The following is a 25,296-nucleotide window of genomic DNA, read 5'->3' as shown; positions in this document are numbered from 1 at the left end:
CAGAGTGTCTCAACCGTTCGAAAACGGACAAATGAATCAAACCGTAAAGACAGGCGATTGCTGCTCCGTCAATAAAAACGGCGACGACAGCTATGACCTCATCGTCATAGGTGCTGGCTCGGCCGGGTTTTCGGCTTCGATTAGCGCGGCCGAGGCCGGCAGGCGCGTGGCCATGGTTGGGCATGGCACCATCGGCGGCACCTGCGTCAATGTCGGCTGCGTGCCGTCCAAGGCGATGATACGGGCCGGTGAAGCGGTGCATGCTGGTACAGCGGCGGCACGGTTTCCGGGCATTGAGCCCTGTGCGCAGAGCGTGGACTGGTCGGCGGTCGTCAAGGGCACGGCCGATCTGGTCGACGAGATGCGCCAGAAAAAATACATCGACCTGCTGCCTTCCTATGAGAATGTCACCTATATCGAGGAAGGTGCCGCACGCCTGATCGAAGGTGGGATTGAGGTCGGCGGGCGGATCATCGCTGCACCGAAGGTTCTGATCGCCACCGGCTCGCGCCCTTTCTTGCCGGAAATTGACGGGATCGAGACCGTGGAGGCGCTGGATTCCTGGGACCTTCTCAGCCTGCCCGATCAGCCCGAAAGCATCCTGGTACTGGGCGGCGGCTATATTGGCTGTGAACTGGCGCAGATGGCGTCGCGGCTGGGCGTCAAGGTTACACTGGTCACGCGTTCGCGCCTTCTGCCCGGCGTGGAACCGGAAGTGGCCAAGGCGTTGACCGACGCGTTGAAGGCTGAGGGGGTCGCGGTCGAGACCGGCCTGTCCTACCGATCGGTGAGACGGAGTGACGGCGGCGTCACGCTGACAATCGAACGGGGTGGAAAGCCTGTAACCCTCTCCGCTCAGCGGCTTGTGGCCACCACAGGCCGGGTGGCCAATTCCGAAGACCTCGGCTTGCGCGAGTTCGGCATCGAGACCGATGCGCGTGGATCGATCAAGGTCGGAGCCGACATGGCCACAACGCGGCCTGGCGTCTGGGCAGCGGGTGATGTCACCGATCGCGACCAGTTCGTCTACATGGCCGCTTATGGGGCCAAGGTGGCGGCCAACAATGCGCTCGGGCTTCAGGATTTGCGCTATGACAATGGGGCCATGCCCTGGGTCGTGTTCACCGATCCGCAGGTCGCCGGCGTCGGCCTTTCCGAGGTGCAGGCGAAGGCAGCCGGTCATGACGTCAAGGCCAGCGTGCTGACGCTGGACCACGTGGCACGCGCCGCCACCGCCCGCGATACCCGCGGCGTCATCAAGCTGGTCGCGGATGCGAAGACCGACCGCCTCCTGGGCGGACAGATCGCGGCGCCCGAAGGGTCTGATGCGATTCAGACGCTGGCTATGGCGTTGAAGTTCGGCATGACGAGCAAGGCGCTTGGCGAGACAATTTTTCCATACCTGACAACTGTTGAAGGGTTAAAATTGGCGGCACAGACGTTCGACAAGGACGTGGCGAAGCTTTCATGCTGCGCAGGCTGAAACCAATTTTAACCGCAACGGGGCCTCGCCAGTCCAGCCAGATCAGGAAACGTCCCAGCCATGGATATTCGCGCGACGTTGTTGATCTATGCTGGCGCGGCAACCGCCGAAATTGCCGGTTGTTTTGCATTCTGGGCCTGGCTGCGGCTTGGAAAGTCCGCTTTCTGGCTGGTTCCGGGGATGATATCCCTTGTTGTATTCGCTTGGCTGCTGACACTGGTGGATGCGTCTGCAGCCGGGCGCGCCTATGCCGCCTATGGTGGGGTTTACATAACTTCCTCGCTCATCTGGCTATGGACCATTGAGGGGATTCGTCCCGACCGCTGGGATCTGATAGGGGTTGTAACCTGTCTGATCGGGGCTGCGGTTATTCTTTTTGGTCCGCGCATGCCAGTTTGACGCTATGGCGAAACGGGTCTTTATCGTCTTCCCTTTAGCTCGATCGGGGACAGTGCCGGAGTATGCCGCCTTACTGATCTGGAGGGTTGTGCGGATAGACTGTTTCTTGGTCCGGGCAGTCGCGGCCATTCGCGGGAATGCTGCAAATTTCCATGATGCGATGAGAACCGTCCCGGCCCCGTTTGACCTGGAAGATCACGTCATCGCCTTCAGAGAGGTCAGTCAGCTCAAGATCGCCCATTAAAGCGAAACTCATGGTCATCGCGCCCATGGCGATGCCTTCGAAGGGGCCATGGTCGATGGTGACCCGGCCGTCGTCGCGATCAAGGGATGTGATCCTGCCCGTGGCCCGTCCAGTATCGCCGGGCATAGCTTCATCTGCCTGTTCGAACGGTTCAGGCCTGGTCTGGTCTGCAGGGCCGGATGCTGGCGGCGTTCGGCTTTCGGGGTCACTGCAGGCTGTCAGGGAAGCGGAACCTAACAGGAAGGCGGTAATCAGAATTCTTTGAGTCATTGGGATTTCCTGGTGAACTAATCGGGAGACGCAGGCATTCCGGCCGCGGAACGCGGCCGGAACCTGATTTACGAATTTTTTGCTTGAAACAGAGGACCGGCTAGTGATCGGTGTCGTCATGATCCTTGCCTGACATGCCGGACATGGATCCGTGTCCGCCCATGTTGCAGTCCATCATGCCTTTGCCTTTCATCATCGACATCATGGATTGCTTGAAAGCATCCGGATCGCCGCCGATCGGCATCATCATGGCGATATCATAATTGTCGCTGTCGTCCTGCTTGAGCATGAAATGGACGTTGTCGCCATTCTCGAATTTGTCGAGCGCAACCATTCCGCCGACCTCGAAGTCCATTGTCATTTCACCCCAGCCGATCTTCTTGATCGGATCGTGTGAAATATTGACGGTTCGGGCATCCAGATCGACGCCGTTAATGACGCCAAAGCCGGGCGCCATGTCGCCGCAGCAGCTCATGCCGGACATGTCCATGTCTTTCATGCTGTCCATTTTCATGCCGGCCTCCTGGGCGAGCGCCGGACCAATCAGGGCCAGTCCGAGGATTGCGCCTGTGACTGCTGTCTTTCTGACGAGGGTTTTCATCGTTTTCTTCCTTTTTGATTGTCAGGCGCGGCTTTCAACAGAGGCCCCCGATGCGCGCCGGGACGGGGGAATAGGGTGGATGGACACGGGACTATTATTTCGACCTCAGATATTTGATGAGGGCAGCGATCCCGAGCAGGAGGAGGAGCACAGCAAGCAGCATGAACACCGTGCCGAACAGGCCGCCACCCATCATGCCGCCGTCGATCATCATTCTGCCTGATGAGCGATCCTGCGCGGCCGCCGGCAGCATGGCGCTACTCAGAAGCAGTGGAAACAAAAGCGGAATTTTCAACAGGTGTCTCGTCATGGTTTTTCTCCTTCGGGGGTGAATGAGCCGGCCCGGTTATCCGGTTCGGCCCGGGGTAAATCTGATGGAATCTGCAGCCCGACCCGGATGTAGTAGATGGCCGGGATCACGATCAGGGAGAGGATGAGGGTTGAGGCCATGCCGCCAAGCATGGGCAGGGCAATCCGGCGCATGACGTCCGATCCGAGGCCGTCGGTCAGGAAGATCGGGGCAAGACCTGCAAAAATGGTCGTGACCGTCATCAACTTCGGCCTGACGCGCATGGCCGCGCCCTTGCTGACAGCTGCGAAAAGCTGGCTCCTGTCAGACGGGTTCGCCTTGCGGACTTCCGCGTCGATATAGAGCAGCATCACGACGGCTGTCTCGACCGCGATGCCGCCCAGGGCGATGAAACCGACCGCGACGGCTACTGACAGATTGTAGCCTGCCAACCAGACGGCCCACATTCCGCCGACCAGGCCGAATGGCAGGCTGGCCATGATGATCAGGGTCCGGTCGAGCCGACCGAAATGTAGCATCAGCAGCAGGAAGATCAGTGCAATCGCAGCTGGAATGGCGATCTTCAGCCGCGCATTCGCTTCCTGCATCTGTTCATACTGTCCGGAGAACTCCACCGCATATCCCGCAGGCAGGTCGACGGCGTTGGCAATCACCTGTCCGGCGTCTGCAACATAGCTGCCCATGTCCCGGTCCGCGATATCGACGAAAACCCAGCCAGTCAGCCTGGCATTTTCCGATCGGATCATTGGCGGGCCTTCCGCATAGGAAATGTCCGCCAGTTCGCTGAGAGGGATATGGGCGCCGGACGGGGCGGGCACGAGTATCTCTTCCAGGTCTGTGGCACTCTCACGAAATGGCCGATCATAGCGCAGGATGATGTCATAGCGTTCCCGGCCCTCGACAGACTGGGAGAGTGTCATGCCGCCCAGGGCGGTTTGGATCACGGACTGGAAGGCTGCCATGTCGATATTCTGCCGGGCGAGTTCGCCCCTATCCGGCGTGATCTCGAGATATTTTCCGCCCATGACCCTGTCGGCGAAGGCCGAGCGCGTTCCGGGTACGTCCGAAATGGCCGCTTCTATGTCCCGGGCAATGGTCTCAATCTCTGTCAGATCATCGCCCGTAACCTTGATGCCAATGGGCGTGCGCACACCTGTTGAAACCATGTCCATGCGAATCTTGATCGGATAGCCCCATGAATTCACGAGGCCGGGCATTTGCAGCTTGGCATCGAGCTCATCGGTGATGTCCTCGACCGTCACACCTGGCCGCCAATCCTCCTTCGGTTTCAGCTTGATCCAGGTCTCGATCATGGTGAGTGGCGCTGGATCGGTTGCGGTATCGGCGCGCCCGGCCTTGCCGAAGACACGATCGACTTCTGGCACGGTCTTGATGACGCGGTTTGTCTGGCCAAGAATCTCCCGCATCTTGGTGGATGACACGCCGGGCAGGGTGGTCGGCATGTAGAGGAGCTCGCCTTCATAAAGGGCCGGCATGAATTCCGAGCCGATCCTCTGGACCGGCACGATGACGGTGGCCGTCAGCGCGAGCGCAAGGGCGACCGTGATCCATTTGAACCTCAGGGCTAGATGGAGCAGCGGTTTGTAGGCCCAGACGAAGAAGGCGTTCAGGGGATTGGCTTCCTCGCGCCGGAACCGACCCCGCATCAGGTACAGCATCAGAACCGGGACAAGTGTCACCGACAGAATGGCCGCGAAGGCCATCGCATAGGTCTTGGTATAGGCGAGAGGACTGAAGAGCCTGAAGCTCTGACCGGTCAGGGCAAAGACCGGCAGGAAGGAGACCGTGATGATGAGGAGTGAAAAGAATATGCCGGGGCCGACTTCCTGAGCCGACTCGACCAGCGCTTGGCGGCGCACGCTCGGATCGGGTTTCGGTCCCAGATCCGCCAGTTTCCGGCTGGCATTCTCGACAAGCACAATCGAGGCGTCGACCATGGCGCCGATCGCGATGGCGATCCCGCCAAGTGACATGATGTTCGCTGTGACACCTTGCCAGGACATGATCAGGAACGCGCCGAGCACTCCGAGCGGCAAGGTGATGATGGCAACCAGAGACGACCGTACATGGAGGAGGAAGATCAGAATGACGAGAGCAACCGCGAAGCCTTCCTCGATCAGCTTGTCTTTCAGATAATCGACCGAACCCTCGATGAGAGGCGCGCGGTCATACACAGTGACAATCTCGACGCCTTCTGGCAGCCCGCGCTGGAGACTATGAAGTTTCTCCTTCACACGTTCGATCACCGACAGCGCATTCTCGCCATCGCGCATCACCACGATGCCGGACACAGTTTCGCCTTCGCCATTGAGTTCGACAATGCCGCGCCGGAGGGCCGGGCCTTCGACAATCCGGGCGACATGGCTCAGCTGGACGGGGGTGCCATCCTCTGCCTTGACCACGACCTGTTCGAGATCAAGTTTCTCATCGACATAGCCTGATGAGCGGATGACATATTCCGTTTCGCCCTGTTCGAGCACGCGGCCACCGACCTCGCTCGAGGCGGCGCGGACCGCGTCACGGATACGGGTGATCGACAGGTCGTAACTTCTCAGGCGATTGGGATCGAGTAGCACCTGGTATTCCCGGACAAAACCGCCGACCGAAGCGACTTCAGAGACCCCTTCCACTCCGGCGAGTTCAAGTTTCAGGAACCAGTCCTGCAGTGAACGCAGCTCGGCGAGATCGGTCTTGCCGGTCTTGTCGACCAAGGCATACTGATAGACCCAGCCAACGCCGGTTGCATCCGGTCCGATCTGGGGTACGGCGCCTTCCGGGAGTTCGGATCCCAGCCGGGACAAGGCTTCGAGAACGCGCGAGCGGGCCCAGTAGAGGTCAACATCATCGTCAAATATGACATACACAAAACTGGTGCCGAACATTGAGGAGCCGCGCACGTCCTTGGTCTTCGGCAGACCGAGAAGGTTCGTCGATAGTGGATAGGTGACGAGGTCCTCGACAATCTGCGGGCTCTGGCCCGGAAAATCGGTGCGAATGATGACCTGGGTATCTGTCAGGTCCGGCACTGCATCGAGCGGCGTGCGCTGGATCGCCATCCACCCGGTCACAGCCAGTGCAGCGGCGAGCATGAGGACGATGAGCTGGTTGGAAACCGACCAGGAGATCAGCTTTGCCACCCATGATTTGGAGGGGTCTTGCCCCGCGAGGTTTCTGTCGTTTCGTTCAGTCATGACTGTCCCCCGAATGCCCAGGGGCCTGGTCAGCGCCAGTCTCGCCGTCATTGGTCGTCATCGACATGCCGGCCATCGGGTTGGGCCAGTCAATCCGTTCGGCTCCATCTGCGCTGTACGGATTGGCTGGTTTCGCTTCTTCCTGCAGCCAGTACCGGCCCGTTGCGGTGTCCCGGTAGAGCACCAGACCAGCCTCGCTGTAATGCTGAGGTGCGCCTTCCAGCAGCCAGGGTTTCAAGGCCTCGACCAGGTCTGAGAGTTGTGTGGCAAGGTCTTCGCGGTCCGTGGCGTCCTGCGCGGCGGCGAGAGCGGTTTGCGTAGCATCCATGACCGGTGCCAGTTTCGTGTTCGCGTAACGGTCCCGCAGCACTGGCACCAGGGCGAGCGCCGGGTCCACGAATAGCGGATCGATGTCATACCCGTCTCTCAGGGCCTCGTGGAAGTAGAGCGCCATGTCAGTGAAGTGATCGATTTCGGCGAGGGCTTTACTGTCCACCGGAATATCGGAGAGCGGTGTTTCCGGACTGGCCGCGCTCGCATCCGGAGCTTCCAGCTTGGCAAGACCTTCTTTCAGGTTGGCTTCGCTATCGAGCAGGAACTGCCCGCTGGCGACGACCATGTCGCCACTTTCCAGACCCGACAGGATTTCGGTCCGGCCATTGGCCGAAATCCCGGTTTGCACGGCGCGTCCGGAGAAGCGGCCATTGCCTTCGGCGATGACGACACGGGCGCCCTCGCTACCAAGCAGAATGGCTTCACTTGGAACCGAAAGACGCGGTCGGCCGCCGATATTCAGCCTTATGTCCGCATAGGCGCCCGGGCGAAGATAGCCCGACACATTGTCCACTTCGATCCGGACGTCGGCTGTACGGGTTTTCGGGTCGATTGTCGGATAGATATAGTCGACCTGGCCTTTACCGGGGGCATCGGGCGCGCTCGGAAAATCGAGTTCGGCCTGCATGCCTGTTTCCACCAGAGGCAAATCGCTCTCCGGCACCGAGGCAATGACCCAGACATCGGCATAGGATTGCAGGCGTAATATAGGCGTGCCGGGTTTGACATAGTCGCCATTGCGGACCTGGAGCTCGGCAACCGTGCCGCCGGCTTCTGCGTAAACCGGAACACGTTCAATGACCTGGCGGGTTTCGGTCAGCCGGTCGATGGCCGCATTCTGCATGCCAAGGGAGCGCAGGCGCTGGCGAACCGACGCGATGCGCGCTTCGTTACCGATCCTGAACGAGTTCAGATAATCTTTCTGCGCGGCGATCAGGTCCGGACTGTAGATCCGGTAGAGGAGACTGCCGGGGCGGACGGTGTCGCCCTCGGCATTGACCGCCAGATTCTCAATCCAGCCTTCTAGCCGCGAGACGGTAACATTTTCGAGCCGTTCATTGGTCTCGACCGTGCCGAAGGCTCTCAGTACACGGCTGAAATCCCTGGTCTCGGCAGGTGATGTCCGGATCCCCATGGTCTGGATCATTTCCGGCGAGACGGCCACGCCCGATCCGGTGTCATCGGCATAAACCGGGATGTAATCCATGCCCATGGAATCCTTTTTCGGAACAGGCGAGGTGTCCGGCTTACCCATGGGATGCTTGTAGTACAGGATTTCCCCTGTTGAGCTCGTCGGTTCCTGGGTCTTGTCGGCAGGCACCAGGTCCATGCCACAGATCGGGCAGGTGCCGTCCGGATCGGTCGAAATATAGTGCGGGTGCATGGGGCAGGTGTATCGTTGCGTCTCGCTCGAGGCGTTCGGTTTTTCACCCTGGCCGCCCGGTGATCCGCCCGGTGCGCCGCATGCGGCGAGCAAGAGGGCGGCAGATGCGGTGCCCATTATCAGGAATGTCTTTTTCATTGTGTCACCAGGAGGGCATTCAGGCGTGCGATCGCAGCGGCCTTGCGGGCCGTTTCAGCTTCGATTTCCGCCCGGAGTTTGAGAATGGCGATCTCGCCGTCGATGATCGGCGCATAACCGCCAACACCGGATTCATAAGCAATCAGCTGGGCCTCGACTTCGTCTTCGACGGCAGCAATCTTGACCTGCAGCACGTCGATACTGGCATCGGCCGCGCGTATAATGGCGTCCCGGGACGCATACTGGGCCGCCGCATTCCGCGCGGCAGCCTGGTAGCGTTGCTCGGCGCCGGCCCGCTCAGCCTTTGCGGCGCGCAAGTTCGGTGCCTGCTTCCTTTCGGCCCAGAGCGGAACCGTAAAAGTCACCATACCGGAGACCCAGTCATCCCCCGCGAACATCGCGCCTTCATCGCGCTGTTGATAGGTGAGCTGGGCCCCCCATTCTGGCTTCCAGGCCGCGCGGGCCTCGTCGATACCGTAATCGGTAACGCGGACGGCCGCGTCGGCAATGCGTACGGTGTGGAACTCAAGCGCTGCGCCGGACCAGTCTCTTTCAGTCAGGGGAGGGAGGCCGGTCGAAGGGACCAGTCCGACGAGTTCGATCAGGCGCGCATCGGTCTCGGCTTCCTGCCGGTCAAGATCAACAAGCGTCCGGGAAACTTCTGCCCGTTCGCTTTCAATTTCGGCAAGGCGATAGACGGCCGGGCGGCCCGCATCGATCTCGGCCTCGACAATGTCGACAAGCTCGTCGTATTTGGCGTTTCGCGCTTCGGCGAGGGATCTCTGCCTGGTCAGTCTAGTCTTGTCAGCGAGAAGAGCGATGAGTTCGGCGCGCAAGGCCGCATAACGGGCATCGCGAACCGCCTCGGTCTGTGCTGACATCGCCCGGGCTTCACCGGCGCGGGCTTCACGGCCCGCGAAGCTCGGAAATTGTTGCCGGATACCAACGGCTTTATTGGTCGGCAAGTAACTGTCGAATGAGGGATCGAAAATCGGAAAGTTGTTGATCCCGAGGGATACGACGGGGTCCGGGAGTGCGGTTGAGGCGACAGCACGCTCCCGGTCGGCCTCGGCATCGTAACCGAGAGCGGAGAGGCTTGGATGGGCCTCGAGACGGGCTTCAAGCTCGGCAAAGCTCTGAGCGTTGGCAACCGCCGCCAGGGGCACAGCGGCAAACGCTGCGACCAGCAGCATTCTTGAAATGTGGGGCATGATAAAACGGGCTCTTCTGAATTGTGAGAAGCGATGACGACGGGCTGCTGTGGCGGCCGCAGGTCATCGCTCTCAATTCAGGAAGCGCTGCTTTAGCGATATTGGCGTGTGCTGGACGATATCCAGCCGAGGTGGAGGCCCGGTCTTTAGCGTTTCGCGCTCTGGCAGGAATGCCTTTGGTGGGTTAGCGAGAACCGCAGCAAATTCTGCGTCTACATTCGCAACAGGTGCAACTGGATTGGCGTCACTGTGCGCCTGGATAAGCATGGGTGCACAGTCGTATCCCGCGGGGCAATCAGACGATGATGCCTGATCTGTATGCCCGGTGTCGGCCATGGCTTCCATCGCCATGTCATTACAGGGGTGATTGCTGCTCATTTCAGTCGGCGCGGTTTCGGAGGTCCCGACCATCAATGGACACGCCATGACCGGATGAGCCGCCATGAAGGCAGCGGCAAACAGTGTCAGGAGGCGGGTCACAAACTGCATCATTGTTCAAATACGTGAAAAGATTAAAACTTTCATTTCAACAAACTGTGAGGCCGCTACTTCTTGCGGCCACCAAGCACAGCAACAAGTTCCTCGACCTTTTCACGCCGGTCATCGACATTGCTTCCGGTCAGGGCATGATCCACACACGTTGCGATATGGTCATCCAGGATAACGGCCTCGAGGCCGACAAGCGCGGCCTTCACAGCCTGCACCTGACGAATGACATCAATACAATACCGATCGTCGGACACCATCTTCGTGATGCCGCGCACTTGTCCCTCGATGCGGGCAAGCCTTCGGGTCGCGGCCTCTTTGGTTTCAGTCTTCATGGCAAATACCCCATACAGGGTATCCATATGGGGACCTCGTGAAGCAATTTCCAGTCTCTTCATGCGTCAGAAACGAAAGGTTCAGCCCAAGATGGACTGACAGTCATCACTCAATGGCATTTCCAGCTGCGGTCCACGCCTTCATCGAGCCGATATAGACATCGACCTCGGAGAACCCCTTCCGCATGAGCTGCGAGGCGGCAATGGTGGCCCGGGCGCCGCTTCCGCACATGACGGTGACGGGCTTGTCCGGGTCGAGGTCACTGGCCGCATCAGGCAGCTTGCCGACATAAGCGTGCTTGCTGTCCTTGATATGGCCGCTCTCATATTCGTCGATGGCCCGGACATCGAGCAGGGTCCAGCCAGCCGGCGGGTTGTCTACGCGCGCGGCGACGGTTTCGGTATCGACGAAGTCGAGTGTGTCGAGCGGGCCGTTCTGGACCGCCACGGGCATGGCGCCGCTGACAAATCCGCTCACATTGTCGAAGCCGATCCGCTGAAGCGTGGTGGCCGCATCGACCGCCTGGTCGTCATCGCGCGCTACCAGCAGCACCGGTTTGTCGCCTGGCAGCAACCAGCCCGCGAAGGCGGCAAGCATGTCATCCGGGATGCAGAGCGAGCCCGTGCGGTGTCCGCCGGCAAAGTCGAATATGCCACGGACATCGAGGCAGACCGCATCGCCCGGATCGAGCAACCTGGCCGGGGAAGCGGGCAGGGGCGCCGGCGGCGCAGCTTCGGTGCCTTCCATATTGCCCTCTTCCATGCGCCGGAAGTATGGCGGGATGTAGTGGTTCTCGGCTACCTTGGCGTCGATGAAAGCCTCCCGGTCATCGATCTGCAGGCTCGGATTGTTGAGCTTTTCATGGCCGATGGAGGAAAACTCCCGGTCGGCCATGCCCGAGCCACAAACCGAACCGGCGCCATGCGCGGGATAGACGAGGCACTGGTCGCCGAGCCTCATCAGTTTCTCCAGGCTGTCATAGAGCAGGCCGGCGACTTCGCGTTTGCGGTCGGGATAGAAGTCCGTGCGCCCGACATCGCCAATGAACAGGGCATCGCCCGTGAACACGCCAACCGGGCCTTCCTCAAAGCTCTTGTCATAAAGCACGTAGGACAGGCTGTCGTCGGTGTGCCCGGGCGTTTCAAGCACCTTCAGGAGCGCGCCGCCAATCTCGAACGTGTCGCCTTCCCGCGTCTCGGCTGCATACTGGATCGGCTTTTCAGGGTTCGGCCCGTGCCAGACCTTTGCGCCAGTCTCTTCCTTCAGGACAGGGGCGCCTGAGAGCAGGTCCTCGTTCCGGTGGGTTTCGAAGACGTGCTTGATGACAGAGCCTTCCTCACGGGCGAGGTCCAGATAGATGTCGATGTCACGCCGCGGATCGATGACCGCAGCTTCGCCATCGGCGCTCAGGAAGTAGGAAAGGTGGGCAAGGCCCTGTGTCTTGATCTTTTCAAGTCTCATTCTGTTTCGCTCCTTTTCGGGATCGAATGGGTCTGACTGGACGTGGAAGGCGCGTTAGTCCTCCGCGATGGCTGCCCCGGCAGCGTCGTCTGGATTGAGCGTGCCTTCAAAGGGGGGAACGGGGCGGCTCGCCGCCTCCCTTTCCGTCGATGCCGGGCCATTCTCCGCGATGTCGGAAATCAGCCATTCCATTTCCTTGATCTCGCGGCGCTGCGCCGTGATGATCTCGTCGGCAAGCTCGCGCACACGGACATCCTCGATGCCGGCGCGTTCACTTGTCATGATGGCAATGGAGTGGTGGGGGATCATCGCTTTCATGTAGGACCGGTCGTCGACAGTGCTCTGGCTGCGCACCAGCCAGAGGGCCAGGACGAACACGACCGCAGCGCCAATGAAAATGCCGAAATTGATCCGGCTGTCCTTGTACATGTTGAGCATGAAGCTCAGCATCACGACGGCCATCGCGGCGCCCATGATGAAGGCCATGTAGAAGCGCGTTTCGCTCCAGCGAACATGCTCCCACGCATAGGTGTTGAGGTACATCAGCCCAAACATCACGATCATCGATGTGATGATCATTGCGCCAAACCGCCAATAACTGTTCTTCATATCCACTTTCAACATCCTCCTTATACAGTGGTGGGGTATTTCCACGACTAACGGAGAAGTGTGTGAACAGGTTCCGAGTTAATCCGATGCTTGAATTCCGCCTGAAGTTGGACCATCCATTTGGTTTCGCATCAGGAGGAAAATGAAGGATGCCGAGCACGAAATCAGCAGGAAACCATTGAGTGATTCCAGTCCCGCCAGGAACCGCGAATGTCCGGTTGGATAGATATCGCCCAGCCCAAGCGATGTGTAGTTGACGAGGGAGAAATAGAATATGTCCATGAACCCGTCCGCTTCGCCGCCCTTGAAACCACCCAAGTCAAAGGCATCCAGTAGCGTAAAGCTGGTTGCATAGAGCGCTGCCTCAGCGAGGTGCGCCAGGCCTGCACCTACGATACCCGAAACAACGATCGGGAGACCTGAACGCGCTTCATGGTTCAGGCGTCGGTGCAGATGCGCCAGTGCGAGATAATGCACCGTGCTTGCCAGCACAAAAGTGAGCAGTCCGATCAAGGTTGCAATGATCATGAATGGGCTTTGTGCTGGTTGTTTCCGGACTCCTCTCCGGGAGGATTGTCGCGGAGACGTTTCAGAAAGAAATGCTCGAATGAAAAGACTACAACCATGCCGAAAGCCGCGATCAGGATGATGACTGGATCGGCTTGCCACTTCAGGAGGAGGAAGGCGATCAGGACGACGGCATCGAGCGCTATCGCACAGATAAGGATTGCAGGTGCGGCGCCGACATCCTTTCTCAAATGCCGGAAGACGCCCCAATGGATGATGATATCCATGACCAGATAGAAGATTGCGCCAAGCGAAGCGATGCGACTGAGATCGAAGAAAGCCGCGAGCAATCCGGCAGCCACAACCGTATAGACGAGCGTATGACGCTGTACCGTTCCGGGCATGCCGAAATGTCTATGCGGAATCAGGTTCATGTCGGTCAGCATGGCGAGCATGCGGGAGACGGCAAACAAGCTGGCAAGCAGGCCTGAAGCTGTCGCGATGATCGCAATCGTTACTGTGAACCACAATCCATAGTTTCCAAGTGCTGGCCGGGCCGCTTCGGCGAGGGCATAGTCCTTCGCCGCAACAATCTCCGAGACAGTGAGGGTTGATCCGACAGCGAAACAGACAAGGAGATAGATGAAAGTGCAGATCGCAAGTGAGATCATGATGGCCCGCCCGACATTGCGGGTCGGTTGCTTCACCTCGTCGCCACTGTTCGTGATGGTGGTGAATCCCTTATAGGCCAGGATGGCGAGCGCGACGCCGGCCAGGAACCCACCGGCAGATGTGCTGTCAGCGAAACCGTCTGCTGCTGGCTGGAAGCTGAATCCGGCAGCCCAGATCGCAATAAGCGCGAAAATCAGTATGCCACCAATCTTGAGAATAGCCGTGACCTTCGATACGCCGCCGATCACCTGATTACCGGCAATATTTATCACGAAAGCCAGGATAATCAGTCCGATTGCCAGCAAGGGAACGAATATGCCGCCCTCGACGCCAAACAGCTGCAGCGTGTACGTACCGAACGTGCGGGCGACCAGGCTTTCATTGATGATCATCGAGAACGCCATCAGCAGGGCGGCGCTTCCGGTCACGGTAGACGGGCCGTAAGTGCGTTGGAGTATCATCGCGATGCCGCCGGCGCTAGGATACTTGTTGGAGACCTTGATATAGGAATAGGCGCTGAAGCCGCTGATGATGGCTGCCGTGAGGAAGGCGAGCGGAAACAGGTCGCCTGCAAATTCAGCGACCTGACCGGTCAGGGCAAAGATGCCGGCACCGATCATCACGCCCGTCCCCATGGCGACGGTGCCCGCCAGCGTCAGTGACCCTTGCTTGTAGTCATCCTCACTCATGGTCTTGCCTGTTCGGAGACCAATTGCGTTCCCCGATAGGAGGCATATGTCCTGGCATCCTCTCCAGAGAAGATGATGACATCATACCGATCTGGCGCGTTCGGTGTTTCCATGCCGGGAGAGCCTTGCGGCATGCCGGGCACCGAGACGCCGTTGACGTCAGGCTTTTCTTCGAGCAAGCGTCGTATTTCCCGAGCGGGAACGTGACCTTCAACGACATATCCGTCGACTTCTGCGGTATGGCAACTCATCAGTTCATCCCGAACACCAAGCCGTGACCGAATGGGTGTCAGGTCCTCTTCCTCTTTCACGATGACGTAGAAACCCTCGTCATGCAGGTGGTCCACCCAGGCGGCGCAGCAACCGCACCATGGCGTCTTGTGTACAGTGACTGTTTGCGCGTTGGCTGCGGGTGACGCGGAGAAGAGCATCACGCCCGCTATCAGGGCTGCAATCATCAGCGCACCGAGCGCGCTCATAGCAAGTGGTCTGGACATGTCTGTGCTCCGGAAAATTAGAGTTTAAGGGTTCTCAGCCGCAAGGCGTTGCCGATAACAGATACGGAGCTGAAACTCATGGCGGCCGCCGCGATCATCGGGCTCAGTAACAAGCCGAAGAAGGGATACAGAATGCCAGCGGCAACCGGCACGCCAAGCGTATTGTAGAAGAACGCGAAGAACAGGTTCTGGCGGATGTTGCGCATCGTGGCGTGGCTGAGCTCCCGGGCCTTTGCGACCCCGATCAGATCGCCTTTCACAAGCGTTACACCGGCACTCTCCATGGCCACATCGGTTCCGGTTCCCATGGCGATTCCGACATCCGCCTGAGCGAGCGCGGGCGCATCATTTATGCCGTCACCGCACATGGCCACGCGGGCACCGTTCTTCTGGAGTTCGGACACGATCCGATGCTTGTCTTCAGGCGAGACGTCGGCGTGAACCTCATCGATGCCGACCTTGTCGGCGACCGCGCGTGCTGTCGTCTCATTGTCACCTGTCAACATCACAATCTTCAACCCTTCGGCATGAAGACGTCTGATGGCTTCCGGTGTCGTCTCCTTGATCGGGTCCGCCACAGAGACAAGGCCTGCCGGTTTTCCGTCGACGGCGGCGAACATAACCGTCTGGCCTTCGGTGCGGTACTGGTCAGCGCGTGTCCCGAGGTCGTCAGACCAGCCCCCGATCCGCTGCATCATCTTTCTGTTGCCGATGGCGACGGTTTGGCCGTCGACGCTTGCCTGCGCACCTTCGCCAGTGACGGATTCAAATCCGTGCGCATCCTTGTGAGGCGCGCCCTTGCCTTTTGCGCCACGCACGATCGCGTCGGCAAGTGGGTGCTCGCTCAAACGTTCCACCGCGGCTACGAGACTAAGCAACGAGGCTTCGTCGAAGCCTTCGCCTGGCTGGACGCGTACCAGTTCGGGGCGTCCGAGCGTCAACGTCCCGGTCTTGTCGACCACGATCGTATCGACCTTCTCAAGCGTCTCCAACGCTTCAGCATTCTTGATCAGGATGCCGTTGGACGCGCCCTTGCCCGTGCCGACCATGATCGACATCGGGGTTGCCAGACCTAGCGCACAGGGACATGCGATGATCAGGACGGCAACGGCATTCACGATCGCAAAAGCCATCGCCGGGTCGGGTCCGAACACGGCCCACACGACAAAGGTCAGGATTGCAATTCCAATAACAGCCGGAACGAACCAGGCAGCGACGAGATCAGCGAGCCGCTGGATTGGAGCTCGGGACCGCTGAGCGGCGGCAACCATTCGGACAATCTGGGACAAGAGCGTGTCTTCGCCCACATGTGTCGCCTTCATAACGAGCGACCCGGTTCCGTTGACCGTGCCGCCGGTCACACGGGTGCCAGCGGCTTTTTCGACGGGCAGGGGTTCGCCGGTGACCATGGACTCGTCAACCGACCCATGGCCGTCGACGACCTCGCCATCGACCGGGATCTTCTCACCTGGCCGGACCCGCAGCTTGTCGCCAGACTTTACATCCGCGAGATCGACATCCTGTTCGCTGCCATCGTCAGCAATCCTGCGCGCAGTAGCAGGGGCAAGCTCCAGCAGTGCACGAATGGCTCCTGAGGTGGCGTTGCGCGCGCGCAGTTCGAGCACCTGGCCAAGTAAAACCAGCGTAACGATGACGGCGGCCGCCTCGTAGTAGACTGCTACCGCGCCGCCATGCCCACGGAATGAATCGGGAAATATGCCGGGCGCGAATGTTGCGACCAGGGAATAAATATAGGCCACGCCGACGCCCATCGCGATCAGGGTGAACATGTTGAGGTTGCGTCGCTTCACGGATTGCCAGCCGCGCACGAAGAAAGGCCAGCCGGCCCAAACGACAACGGGAGTCGCGATCAGGGCCTGAAGCCAGACACTCCATGTCGGATCAATCCAGTGCCTGAGCGGGCTGCCGGGAATCATTTCGCCCATGACAAAGGCGAGCAGTGGCGCCGAGAAGACAAGGGCGACCCAGAAGCGCCGCGTCATGTCATCCAGTTCGCTGGTATCCTGCTCGGCCGTCACCGTTTCCGGTTCGAGCGCCATGCCGCAGATCGGGCAGCCTGTATTGGCAGTTTCGCGTACCTGCGGATGCATGGGACAGGTCCAGACGGTGCCGGCATAGCCGATCGGAACCTTGTCATAGGCATCATCGGGCTTCTCTGGAGCGGCCTGATCGTTGTGATGGCACGCATGTCCGGAATGGGCGTGAGAAGTGTCGTTGGTCATGGCTCTGACTCTTTCAGCAGGAGTGCTTCACAGGATGAGGGTATGCATCACTTTTATGCGCTGCTGTTTCGGTTGAAGAAGTTGAACAAGGGAACGAACAGAAGGGCGATGTACCAGCCATAGAGATAGCTCTCGACAAGGCCGATCAGGAAACCAGTCAGCGTTCCAAACTCAAATCCGGGCAGTAGATCCTGCCATGCTGGATGCATGTGAAGGCTGGACGGCGTCACACTCCCCCAGCCGACGCACAGCAAATAACTGACGAGCAGGAACAGAGACAGCGAGTGTCCGACGGGGATAATTTTCATTCTGACCTCCAGCGGTCCAGGCAAGAGCAAGTAGGACAGTCATAGTATAATACCCCTAGGGGGTATATTCAATATCATCGCCGCTTGCCGGTTGCTTTTCAACTTGGCCGGCAAGCGGCAGTTTGGATTTCCTCCTTATCGCGGCGCACGGGAGGACGAGTGCGTGTGAATGACCTGCCAGGTGCCGGCGACCTTGCGGAACAGCACCGTTTGTTTCCCGATACGCTCCAGGCGTTCGCCATTGGAGCTGAACGTTCCACTGATCGCTGTGTCCGCGACAGCCCATGCAAAGTCACTTCCCTCGAATTGCACGTCTATATTCGAGAAGTCGAGTTCGAGATCCGGAATGGTATCTTTTTCGGGCTCGACATGATTTTCGACAAGGTCGAGCAGGCCAGTATTCTCGCCGCCTGACTCAAAGTACCGGGCGCCTGACCAGTCGAGAAAGTTCTGTCGGAACAGTTCGCCATCGCCGGTCTCCCAACCGGTTTCGATCGCGGCCATGATATCCAGGATCGCCTGTTCATCAGTCGAGACCGGTTTGGTGTCGTGATGGCCGTCGGAGTTGTCGTGTCCGGCGGGGACCGTGCCTGACATTTCTCGATCAGCTGCACCGTCGGTATGGTCGTGATCATGTCCATCGCCGCTCGCCGATGATCCATCCATCGTGTCGGATGGAGGCGCTCCGTGAGCGTCTTGATGATCGTCTGTTGAATTTACGGTGCCTTGGTCGCCATGACCGGCTCCGCCGCCATGATCATGATCGTGGCCTGGCCCGCTGGCTTCAGGAAGGGTCTGCACGCCAAGTCCGTACTTGTAGACAATTGTGCCTCCCCACCACGCTGTAACCGTCAAAAGACCTGCCACCGCCAGGGCACTGATCGCAAATACCGGGCCGGGCGACGAGGCCCTTCTCAGCCAGCGCCAACCGGCGAGGGCCAGTAATGCGAGGCCCGTGGGAACAGCCCAGTTGCGATGGGTTGTCATCGCTTCATGGGACGGCGCATCGTGAGCAACGCTGTAATAGGCCTGAAACCCGGCCGCGATGGTGGCCAGAACCGCCAAGGCAGCCAATGCCAGCATCCAGTCGGCGGCCGGTCGAAGGCTGTCGCGCCAGCGGCCTGCAGGTACGAGGAGGCCAGCCACATATGCCAAGGCTGCAGATGTGCCGAGGGCATAGGTAAAATGCACCAGCACGGGGTGAATATTGGGTTCTATGAAACCGCCCATTTTGTTCTCCTAATACCAGGTCCGCAGGCCCACGAGAAAGACGATATCGTCGCCTTCACCGCCTGCGGCTTTGATCATGTCGCGTGTCTCACCGAAGGCGCTTTGCCATTCGACGCCGACATAAGGCGCAAACTCCCTCCTGATTTCATAACGAAGCCGCAAGCCGGCATCGAGTGTGCTAAGTCCCGCGCCCGTTTCCCTTTCCGGTATGTCCTGCGCGGAAAGATTTGCTTCGATCCGAGGCTGCAAGATCAACCGCTGGGTCAGGAGCAACTCATATTCAGCCTCGATGCGGGCCGTTACATCGCCTTTTTCACTGAGAAAGGCGGAAGCGTCGACTTCGAACCAGTAGGGCGCCAGACCATTCAGTGCGACGACCCCATGCGCGAGACTATCCGGTTCGATGTCGTAGCGAACGCCCGCCTGAACATTCCAGAAAGGCGCAACCGCGCGGGAATAGAGCGCCTGGATCTCGGCATCATCCACGCCCTCTCCATTCAGAGAGGCGCGGCCCTCGCTCTTGAACCAGAGCTTGTTGATATCGCCCCCATACCAAGCCTGTCCGTTCCAGTACAAACTGTCGCCCTCGTCAGACATCTGAGCCTCGAGCTGGTTGAAGAGGATGTAGAAGCTCTTCTGGTCTCCGCCTTCCGCAAGAACGTCCCGGCGAGCGTCCGCCATTGCATCCTCGCCGTAGATGGCGTCGGCCTGATCCCAGGGCGGGGTTTGATTTGTGTCTTCCGCGAACGCGCTGCCGGTCGCGTAGAGCGCGAAGCCGAGGAGGAGAGGGGCTGCCAAATTCGGTTTCATCATGATTTTCCCTCCCCATGGTTCATGCCGTGATGGTCCATGGGCATATTCATCTGACCTGCCGGCATTTTTTCAGCTGGTGTCGTATCGTCTGCTGGCGGAATGACGCTGACGACCTGCATCATGCCAGCGTGCATGTGGTAAAGCAGATGGCAGTGGAACGCCCAGTCACCGACATGTTCTGCGGTGATGTCGACGCTGACCCTGTCTGCAGGCTTGACCGTTACTGTGTGCTTGCGCGGCATGTGATGACCACCGCCATTCACGAGATCGAAAAACATGCCGTGCAAATGGATCGGGTGTGGCATCATTGTATCGTTTACGAGCGTCAGGCGAACACGTTCACCCTCGTAGAACTTGATTGACTCGGTTACCTCGGAGAATTTTACACCGTCGAACGACCACATGTAGCGTTCCATGTTCGACGTCAGATGAATGACAATTTCGCGGCCAGGCGGGCGATGGTCCTCATTCATGTCGAGCGCGCGAAGCTGGTTGTAGGTGAGCGTGCGGTGGGGGACATCATCAAGCCCGAGACCGGGTTCGCCCAAGCGGCTCATCGTCATGCCTGATACTTTTGCGACACCGGGGCCGCGCTCTATATCTGCTTCAATCTTGACGGGCTGGACCGCCGGACCATGAGGATCGGGCATCATCGACATGGCACCCATGTCGTGGCCTTTCATGTCGTCCCCGGCCGTCGCGGTGTCCGGACCATGATCCATTCTCCCCATGCCTGACATGCCCGCCATGTCTCCATGGGCCATTCCCATGTCCCGCATGGTCAGCATCGGCACAGCTCGAAGCGCAGGCGCATCGACCCGCATACCGGCACGCGGGCCGAGCGTGGCGACGGCCTGGCCGGAGCGGTCGATCGATTCGGCAACAAAGGCGTAGGCGCGCGCTTCGGTCGGCGCGATGATGACATCATACGTCTCGGCCACGCCCATCTGGAACTCGTCGGTCTCAACCGGCTGGACATTCAGACCGTCGGCCTGGACCACCGTCATCGGCAAGCCCGGGAGGCGGACATTGAAGAGGGTCATGGCGGAGGCGTTGATAATGCGCAGGCGAACCCGCTCGCCCGGCTGGAAGACCATATTGAAATTATCGGCCGTCGAATGGCCATTGATCAGGTAGGTGTAGGTTTCGCCGGTCACGTCTGCGAGATCGCGCGGGCTCATTCGCATCTGCCCCCACATGCCGCCAAGTCCGGTTGGGTTCGACAGGGTCGGGCGGTTGAAATTCAGGCTCTCGGCATTCTTCTTGAGCTTGTCGAAGATCCGGTGCGGATGCGTGAAACTCCAGTCGCTGAGGACGAGCACATATTCCCGGTCATAAGCCACTGGGTCTGTACCTGCCGGATCTATGACGATCGGACCGTAATGGCCGAGTTGTTCCTGCAGACCAGAATGGGAGTGATACCAGTAAGTGCCATTTTGCGGCACCTTGAACTGATATTTGAACGTTTCGCCCGGTTTGATGCCCGGGAAGCTGACGCCCGGCACGCCGTCCATATGGAAGGGGACAAGCAGTCCGTGCCAATGGATCGAAGTGTCTTCGGCAAGCCGGTTGGTGACGTTCATTGTAACGTCATCGCCCTCGCGCAACCGCAAGAGCGGACCGGGAAGTGTGCCATTGATTCCGGTTGCCATACCGACTTTGCCGTTGAGCCTGACCGGGAACTGCCCGATTTCGAGGTCGAAGCGCGTGCCCGAAAGTGAGGGCACACCAAGGTTTCCGTTGCTGGAAGATTTTGCCCAAGCGGGCAGGAGGCTGCTTGCCCCCAAGGTTGCGCCGGTGCCGAGCACCGTCTGCAACATACGTCGTCTGTTCAACATAATCGTCTCCATGAGGTGAATTTATGCAATCGGGCTGCTAATGCAGCGACGCACGAAATCAGCTCAGGGAACGCACCTTCAATGTGACTGGCGTTTGTTGCAGCAGGTAACTTCGGACCTCAGGCCAGGGCGTGCGGACATTGACGACGCGCTTCCATGCGTGTTGCCATGAGGGTGTAGCAAGCCCGATGGGCGTCGTATCGCCTAATACGTGCTGGACCGGGTTCGCCGTCTTGTCGGCTTGGGCGACCGTTGCTGTCTGAAGCTTGCAGTGATCAGTCTCATCATCGCAGGGCGCCTCAGGCCCATCGGCGGGCGCCTGGTGAGAATGAGCGGTGAACTCGGTTGCCATGCTATTCGTCGCCGACATATCGACGGGACACGCGCAGAGCACCTGCGACAGGCTGAAAAATACCGTCACGAGAGTTGCGACAACAAAGTTCATGACTACCACTTATACCCCATAGGGGTTTAAATCAAGAAAGAACCTCTGAGCACTCAAGGTTTGTCGTAACGGAGCAGGATCAACCCAGACCCGCGGGTCAGTCCCGAGCGAAAAGTTGCATGGCTACGCTCCAGCGCGAATTTGAACGGCCAGCAAATCATGTTAGCGATGTGAATGTCGTTGATAGGCAGCGTCGAACTTTGACAACACGAAAGGGCTGCACCACAGTTTGCACTACAAATTTCAAACAATCTGCACAACAAGCGAAGTTTTGAGTGCCATAGTGCGTTGAATTAATTTAATTTCAAGCACGATTACTGGGCGCGTCACTCGCGCCATTTTCAAAAATAATTCCTCAAAAATATCAAGGACTTAGGCCTGAAAATGGTGCGCCCCGTCCGCATTTCTCCAAAAATGGGATACAAATGGGATACAAATGGGATACAAATTGGGATACAAGAGCGCATGACGATCATGCGCGATCCCGACAGATTTTTGCTCAAGCGTGGTAAGCGTTGGTACTATCAACGTCGTGTGCCCGGACAATTTTCACATTTTGATCAAAGACGGTTTGCCAAGGTCTCGCTCAAGACCGAGTCACTCGAAATCGCGCGTGTTCGGCGAGATCAGCTTGCTGAAGCCGATGACGAATACTGGATGGCGCTGGCGGTTGAGTTAGCAGAGGAAAACGCCAACGGTTCAACCGTTCGTGCGGCGTTGGAGCATCGCTACAAATCTGCAATCTCACGGGCCATGGCTTACGGGTTTTCCTACAAGCCCGCCGAGCCCCTGGCGGAAACGCGTTCGATTGCCGAATTGATGGATCGGATCAAAACACTCGAAGTCCAGTCCGGAGCTGGCGGCGACCCTAACCGGGCTGATAGTGAAGCCCTTCTAGGAGGTGCTCCTGATCCGGCAGCGAGAATTCCAGTCTCTGAAGCCTTCGAACTTTATGTCTCAAAAATTGCCTTCGATGATCAATATAACAAATCCGAAGCACAGCGGCGATCCTGGGAGAAAACAAAGCGCACGTCGATCACTTATTTTATCGAACAAATGGGCGACCTGCCTCTAAGCGACATCACGCGAGACAAAGCGTTGGAATATCGTGATTGGTGGGTTGAGCGGATGCAACCACAAGATGGAGACCAAAAGCCGGTCACGCCTAACACGGCTAACCGGCACATCGGAAATGTGCGGTCGCTCTTGCAGCGATACTACAAACATATTGGTGCGGCAGATTTTGAAGACCCGTTTCGCGACTTTTATTTCTCAGGCAAGTCCGAAGCTAAACGCGCCTCTATCACAGATGACTGGGTGCGTTCACGCATTCTCGTCCCAGGCCTATTTGACGGTTTGCGGGTCGAGCTGCGCGTTTTGATCTATTTGCTCATTGAAACTGGCGCGCGCTTGAGTGAACTCGTGAACCTTCGTGCTGAGGACATTCGCTTAAACGATAAGGTTCCTCATATCGCCATTCGTCCCGAGCAAAACAGAGAACTCAAGACCGAAGACTCGAGGCGGGAAATTCCGCTTGTTGGCGTTGCAGAGATCGCAATGCGGTCGTGCCCGGAAGGCTTCCCGTACTATTACGACAAAAGCACGCTGGTCTCAGCGAACCTGATGAAAGCGTTCCGGCAGCGGAAACTATTACCATCCTCGGATCACGTTATCTATTCATTCCGACACTCATTCGAGGACCGAATGCTCGAAGGCGGTCTCGATTATGGCCTAAGATGCGCCCTGATGGGGCATAAGAATAACCGTCCTGAGTACGGCCAAGGCGGCTCACTCGATTACCGGAGAAGCGAGCTTTTGAAAATTGCGCATCCCGTCCAAGCGGCGCTTTTTTAGGTCTTGAGGTCACCTTTGCGACTGCGGTCGAAAGGTCCAGACGTCGTCTGAACCGTAACGATTGCCTGATGTGGCTCAGCACAGTACTGGAACTTATGGACTGGAAGGGTGAATTCTACATTGGTGAGACTTGGCTTGTTTATCGCGGACGCGCCGCGGACAATCGCCCACATGCCCACGCGACGCTCCAACTCACCGTGTCCCTTGGTCCAGACATCTCTATTAGTGATCAGAGTGAGCAGGTCATTTCTGGTGCAGCGCTTTGTGTGAAGGCGGGAAAACGCCACACGCTTCATCCATCAGACAAAGCCGTGCTTGTGTTGATTGAACCCCAATCGCAGCTTGCGCGATATGTTCAAAGCTTTGCCGGGGATGATGATGTCTCGAGGGTGGATCCGAACCTCATCGCTCAAGTGAACTGGGAGGGTGAACTTGGTACGCTCCTTGATTCCTTGGACTTGGACTTTGGTGACGTCGGCTCCCAAATGGATTTGCGTCTGATGGAGGCCCTCAAATTCTTGCGGACAGCGCAGCTAAATGGTGCGATTTCCGCTGCGGCGAAATCATGCGGCCTATCGGAACCGAGGTTGCGTGCAATCGCACAAAAGCAACTTGGTGTGCCCCTGTCTAAGTGGCTCATATGGCAGGCCACCCGGCGATCAGCACAGGCAATGGCACAAGGCACATCGCTGGCCGAGGCTGCCTATGCTGGCGGATTTGCCGACCAGGCGCATCTGACCCGGACAATGGGAAAGATTATGGGGGTCACGCCCCTGCAGGCATTGAACGCTGGTCAATAGCGGCAATTGGCAAGCGAGCGTTTCGTTCAATACGCACAAGACAAGCATCAAGTATCCTCTTCTTATTTGGGAGATACAGACATGGCGAAGAGCACCGTTTTGGCAGATTTCGACGATGATCTGGTTCGAAGCACCGCAAATCGAATTGTCGGCAACGCTGACAACGCGGAAGAGAAGTTCAGCAGACTGCTCAACTATGTCAGAGACGACATCAAGTTTGGATTTCCTGCGAGTGGCGACCTGACGAAGGCGTCGGAAACCATCAAATTGGGTTTGGGGCAGTGCAACACGAAGGCGACCTTGCTTCTAGCCCTATGCAAGGCCACAGACATTCCGGCGCGGATACATTTCTCGCTGATTTCTAAAGAGATCCAAAAAGGCTTCTTTAAGGGGCTCGCCTATCGGCTAATGCCCGATGAAATTTCTCATTCCTGGCTTGAAATCGAAATCGACGGCGAATGGAAACGGACGGACGGATTTATCAACGATACCTCACTTCAAGCTTCGTCAGAGGGAGAGTTAAAGCGACGCGGTTGGAAAACAGGTTTCTCGGTTGCACTGTCATCACCTTATAAAGATTGCGGAACTTGCTCTACTTTTGGGACTTTTCAGCAAATGGCCGCGGTCACTGATGATCATGGCGTTTTCGACGAGCCCGCCGAGTATTTTCAATCTGCACTTTACGAAAACCGACCCGGTCCGATCAAACTCTTGCTTTATCGGATCAGTGTCGCAGCCATCAATCGCCGCGTGGAAGCACTGAGAGCAAAGTCCGATACAGCTCTTTCGCGTCGGACGGCTCAAAGCGGTACAAGCGTTTCGTTCAATACGTAGAAAAATAGATCGCTGAAGAAGACCATCGAAAATTCTAATCGAAGGTTGAATTATGAAAGCCGTGACCTGAGCCCCAAATGGTCCCGCAT

Annotated in this window: 24 protein-coding genes; 5 read left to right on the top strand and 19 right to left on the bottom strand. The window is 58.2% G+C overall.

The features are described 5' to 3' along the window. Positions 1–31 precede the first annotated feature (31 nt). Both merA and HY2_RS10800 read left to right on the top strand, forming a co-directional pair. Positions 32–1,483: a mercury(II) reductase gene (gene merA, locus HY2_RS10805; protein ID WP_034827480.1), complete on the top strand. Its 1,452-nt coding sequence runs from the start codon at positions 32–34 to the stop codon at positions 1,481–1,483. Between the two features lie 60 nt (positions 1,484–1,543). Next, positions 1,544–1,882 (top strand): YnfA family protein, encoded by a 339-nt coding sequence (locus HY2_RS10800; RefSeq protein WP_034827478.1) that lies wholly within the window; start codon positions 1,544–1,546, stop codon positions 1,880–1,882. A 70-nt stretch (positions 1,883–1,952) separates the two neighbouring features. Here HY2_RS10800 and HY2_RS17320 read toward each other — a convergent pair whose 3' ends face one another. From HY2_RS17320 to HY2_RS10705, 19 genes are all read right to left on the bottom strand, one after another. Continuing rightward, entirely contained in the window at positions 1,953–2,396 is a 444-nt protein-coding gene (locus HY2_RS17320; RefSeq protein ID WP_158084498.1) for a copper-binding protein, read from the bottom strand. A gap of 100 nt (positions 2,397–2,496) precedes the next feature. Next, entirely contained in the window at positions 2,497–2,997 is a 501-nt protein-coding gene (locus tag HY2_RS10790; RefSeq protein ID WP_034827476.1) for a copper-binding protein, read from the bottom strand. A 94-nt stretch (positions 2,998–3,091) separates the two neighbouring features. Continuing rightward, positions 3,092–3,307, bottom strand: a complete 216-nt coding sequence (locus HY2_RS10785; protein WP_013301490.1) for a hypothetical protein — start codon at positions 3,305–3,307, stop codon at positions 3,092–3,094. After that, positions 3,304–6,519 carry an efflux RND transporter permease subunit gene (locus HY2_RS10780; protein WP_034827474.1) on the bottom strand — a complete coding sequence of 1,072 codons (3,216 nt, stop codon included), beginning with the start codon at positions 6,517–6,519 and terminating at the stop codon, positions 3,304–3,306. Before HY2_RS10780 ends, HY2_RS10785 begins: the two co-directional genes overlap by 4 nt. Then, on the bottom strand, positions 6,512–8,374 hold the full coding sequence (locus HY2_RS10775; protein ID WP_034827472.1) for an efflux RND transporter periplasmic adaptor subunit: 1,863 nt from the start codon (positions 8,372–8,374) through the stop codon (positions 6,512–6,514). Before HY2_RS10775 ends, HY2_RS10780 begins: the two co-directional genes overlap by 8 nt. After that, positions 8,371–9,585, bottom strand: coding sequence for a TolC family protein (locus tag HY2_RS10770; RefSeq protein ID WP_034827470.1), 1,215 nt, complete (start codon positions 9,583–9,585; stop codon positions 8,371–8,373). The genes HY2_RS10775 and HY2_RS10770 overlap by 4 nt, the downstream gene beginning before the upstream one ends. 72 nt (positions 9,586–9,657) lie before the next feature. Beyond that, positions 9,658–10,077 (bottom strand): hypothetical protein, encoded by a 420-nt coding sequence (locus HY2_RS10765; RefSeq protein ID WP_034827468.1) that lies wholly within the window; start codon positions 10,075–10,077, stop codon positions 9,658–9,660. Positions 10,078–10,130: 53 nt separating this feature from the next. Further along, a complete protein-coding gene (locus HY2_RS10760) occupies positions 10,131–10,406 on the bottom strand; it encodes a metal-sensitive transcriptional regulator (protein ID WP_034798806.1) in 276 nt (91 codons plus the stop codon). Positions 10,407–10,512: 106 nt separating this feature from the next. Then, entirely contained in the window at positions 10,513–11,868 is a 1,356-nt protein-coding gene (locus HY2_RS10755; RefSeq protein WP_034827466.1) for an MBL fold metallo-hydrolase, read from the bottom strand. 54 nt (positions 11,869–11,922) lie between these two features. Continuing rightward, entirely contained in the window at positions 11,923–12,477 is a 555-nt protein-coding gene (locus HY2_RS10750) for a DUF305 domain-containing protein (RefSeq protein WP_034827488.1), read from the bottom strand. Positions 12,478–12,555: 78 nt separating this feature from the next. Beyond that, positions 12,556–13,005 carry an ion channel gene (locus HY2_RS10745; protein WP_034827464.1) on the bottom strand — a complete coding sequence of 150 codons (450 nt, stop codon included), beginning with the start codon at positions 13,003–13,005 and terminating at the stop codon, positions 12,556–12,558. Continuing rightward, positions 13,002–14,345, bottom strand: a complete 1,344-nt coding sequence (locus HY2_RS10740; RefSeq protein ID WP_034827462.1) for an APC family permease — start codon at positions 14,343–14,345, stop codon at positions 13,002–13,004. The genes HY2_RS10745 and HY2_RS10740 overlap by 4 nt, the downstream gene beginning before the upstream one ends. Beyond that, a complete protein-coding gene (locus HY2_RS10735) occupies positions 14,342–14,842 on the bottom strand; it encodes a DUF411 domain-containing protein (RefSeq protein ID WP_034827461.1) in 501 nt (166 codons plus the stop codon). The genes HY2_RS10740 and HY2_RS10735 overlap by 4 nt, the downstream gene beginning before the upstream one ends. A gap of 17 nt (positions 14,843–14,859) precedes the next feature. Continuing rightward, complete coding sequence (locus HY2_RS10730; protein WP_034827459.1) at positions 14,860–17,085, bottom strand: copper-transporting P-type ATPase; 2,226 nt, start codon at positions 17,083–17,085, stop codon at positions 14,860–14,862. Between the two features lie 53 nt (positions 17,086–17,138). After that, positions 17,139–17,393, bottom strand: a complete 255-nt coding sequence (locus HY2_RS10725) for a hypothetical protein (protein WP_034798659.1) — start codon at positions 17,391–17,393, stop codon at positions 17,139–17,141. A gap of 135 nt (positions 17,394–17,528) precedes the next feature. Next, positions 17,529–18,623 (bottom strand): DUF2231 domain-containing protein, encoded by a 1,095-nt coding sequence (locus tag HY2_RS10720; protein WP_034827457.1) that lies wholly within the window; start codon positions 18,621–18,623, stop codon positions 17,529–17,531. Between the two features lie 9 nt (positions 18,624–18,632). Continuing rightward, positions 18,633–19,436, bottom strand: coding sequence for a copper resistance protein B (locus HY2_RS10715; RefSeq protein ID WP_034813580.1), 804 nt, complete (start codon positions 19,434–19,436; stop codon positions 18,633–18,635). Then, positions 19,433–21,274 (bottom strand): copper resistance system multicopper oxidase, encoded by a 1,842-nt coding sequence (locus tag HY2_RS10710; protein ID WP_034827486.1) that lies wholly within the window; start codon positions 21,272–21,274, stop codon positions 19,433–19,435. Before HY2_RS10710 ends, HY2_RS10715 begins: the two co-directional genes overlap by 4 nt. Before the next feature lie 58 nt (positions 21,275–21,332). Continuing rightward, positions 21,333–21,719, bottom strand: a complete 387-nt coding sequence (locus HY2_RS10705; RefSeq protein ID WP_034813575.1) for a hypothetical protein — start codon at positions 21,717–21,719, stop codon at positions 21,333–21,335. 465 nt (positions 21,720–22,184) lie between these two features. Between HY2_RS10705 and HY2_RS10700 the strand changes: the two genes are divergently transcribed. From HY2_RS10700 to HY2_RS10690, 3 genes are all read left to right on the top strand, one after another. Next, complete coding sequence (locus tag HY2_RS10700) at positions 22,185–23,573, top strand: tyrosine-type recombinase/integrase (RefSeq protein ID WP_034827484.1); 1,389 nt, start codon at positions 22,185–22,187, stop codon at positions 23,571–23,573. A 68-nt stretch (positions 23,574–23,641) separates the two neighbouring features. Then, positions 23,642–24,373: a helix-turn-helix domain-containing protein gene (locus HY2_RS16815; RefSeq protein ID WP_051594923.1), complete on the top strand. Its 732-nt coding sequence runs from the start codon at positions 23,642–23,644 to the stop codon at positions 24,371–24,373. Between the two features lie 81 nt (positions 24,374–24,454). Continuing rightward, positions 24,455–25,207 carry a transglutaminase-like domain-containing protein gene (locus tag HY2_RS10690; protein WP_112063340.1) on the top strand — a complete coding sequence of 251 codons (753 nt, stop codon included), beginning with the start codon at positions 24,455–24,457 and terminating at the stop codon, positions 25,205–25,207. Positions 25,208–25,296 lie beyond the last annotated feature (89 nt).

Origin of the sequence: Hyphomonas pacifica (assembly GCF_000682675.1) — a bacterium.
Taxonomy (GTDB): domain Bacteria; phylum Pseudomonadota; class Alphaproteobacteria; order Caulobacterales; family Hyphomonadaceae; genus Hyphomonas; species Hyphomonas pacifica.
This window is presented reverse-complemented; position numbering and strand designations above follow the sequence as displayed.

Bases quoted from the DNA above. Each gene is read 5' to 3' on its own strand.
- HY2_RS10760 (WP_034798806.1), bottom strand. From the start codon at position 10,406: ATGAAGACTGAAACCAAAGAGGCCGCGACCCGAAGGCTTGCCCGCATC.
- HY2_RS10775 (WP_034827472.1), bottom strand. From the start codon at position 8,374: ATGAAAAAGACATTCCTGATAATGGGCACCGCATCTGCCGCCCTCTTG.
- HY2_RS10715 (WP_034813580.1), bottom strand. From the start codon at position 19,436: ATGATGAAACCGAATTTGGCAGCCCCTCTCCTCCTCGGCTTCGCGCTC.
- HY2_RS10765 (WP_034827468.1), bottom strand. From the start codon at position 10,077: ATGATGCAGTTTGTGACCCGCCTCCTGACACTGTTTGCCGCTGCCTTC.
- HY2_RS10785 (WP_013301490.1), bottom strand. From the start codon at position 3,307: ATGACGAGACACCTGTTGAAAATTCCGCTTTTGTTTCCACTGCTTCTG.
- HY2_RS10690 (WP_112063340.1), top strand. From the start codon at position 24,455: ATGGCGAAGAGCACCGTTTTGGCAGATTTCGACGATGATCTGGTTCGA.
- HY2_RS10780 (WP_034827474.1), bottom strand. From the start codon at position 6,519: ATGACTGAACGAAACGACAGAAACCTCGCGGGGCAAGACCCCTCCAAA.
- HY2_RS10720 (WP_034827457.1), bottom strand. From the start codon at position 18,623: ATGGGCGGTTTCATAGAACCCAATATTCACCCCGTGCTGGTGCATTTT.
- HY2_RS17320 (WP_158084498.1), bottom strand. From the start codon at position 2,396: ATGACTCAAAGAATTCTGATTACCGCCTTCCTGTTAGGTTCCGCTTCC.
- HY2_RS10750 (WP_034827488.1), bottom strand. From the start codon at position 12,477: ATGAAGAACAGTTATTGGCGGTTTGGCGCAATGATCATCACATCGATG.
- HY2_RS10745 (WP_034827464.1), bottom strand. From the start codon at position 13,005: ATGATCATTGCAACCTTGATCGGACTGCTCACTTTTGTGCTGGCAAGC.
- HY2_RS10700 (WP_034827484.1), top strand. From the start codon at position 22,185: ATGACGATCATGCGCGATCCCGACAGATTTTTGCTCAAGCGTGGTAAG.
- merA (WP_034827480.1), top strand. From the start codon at position 32: ATGAATCAAACCGTAAAGACAGGCGATTGCTGCTCCGTCAATAAAAAC.
- HY2_RS10790 (WP_034827476.1), bottom strand. From the start codon at position 2,997: ATGAAAACCCTCGTCAGAAAGACAGCAGTCACAGGCGCAATCCTCGGA.
- HY2_RS10730 (WP_034827459.1), bottom strand. From the start codon at position 17,085: ATGACCAACGACACTTCTCACGCCCATTCCGGACATGCGTGCCATCAC.
- HY2_RS10710 (WP_034827486.1), bottom strand. From the start codon at position 21,274: ATGTTGAACAGACGACGTATGTTGCAGACGGTGCTCGGCACCGGCGCA.
- HY2_RS10800 (WP_034827478.1), top strand. From the start codon at position 1,544: ATGGATATTCGCGCGACGTTGTTGATCTATGCTGGCGCGGCAACCGCC.
- HY2_RS10705 (WP_034813575.1), bottom strand. From the start codon at position 21,719: ATGAACTTTGTTGTCGCAACTCTCGTGACGGTATTTTTCAGCCTGTCG.
- HY2_RS10740 (WP_034827462.1), bottom strand. From the start codon at position 14,345: ATGAGTGAGGATGACTACAAGCAAGGGTCACTGACGCTGGCGGGCACC.
- HY2_RS16815 (WP_051594923.1), top strand. From the start codon at position 23,642: ATGTGGCTCAGCACAGTACTGGAACTTATGGACTGGAAGGGTGAATTC.
- HY2_RS10725 (WP_034798659.1), bottom strand. From the start codon at position 17,393: ATGAAAATTATCCCCGTCGGACACTCGCTGTCTCTGTTCCTGCTCGTC.
- HY2_RS10735 (WP_034827461.1), bottom strand. From the start codon at position 14,842: ATGTCCAGACCACTTGCTATGAGCGCGCTCGGTGCGCTGATGATTGCA.
- HY2_RS10770 (WP_034827470.1), bottom strand. From the start codon at position 9,585: ATGCCCCACATTTCAAGAATGCTGCTGGTCGCAGCGTTTGCCGCTGTG.
- HY2_RS10755 (WP_034827466.1), bottom strand. From the start codon at position 11,868: ATGAGACTTGAAAAGATCAAGACACAGGGCCTTGCCCACCTTTCCTAC.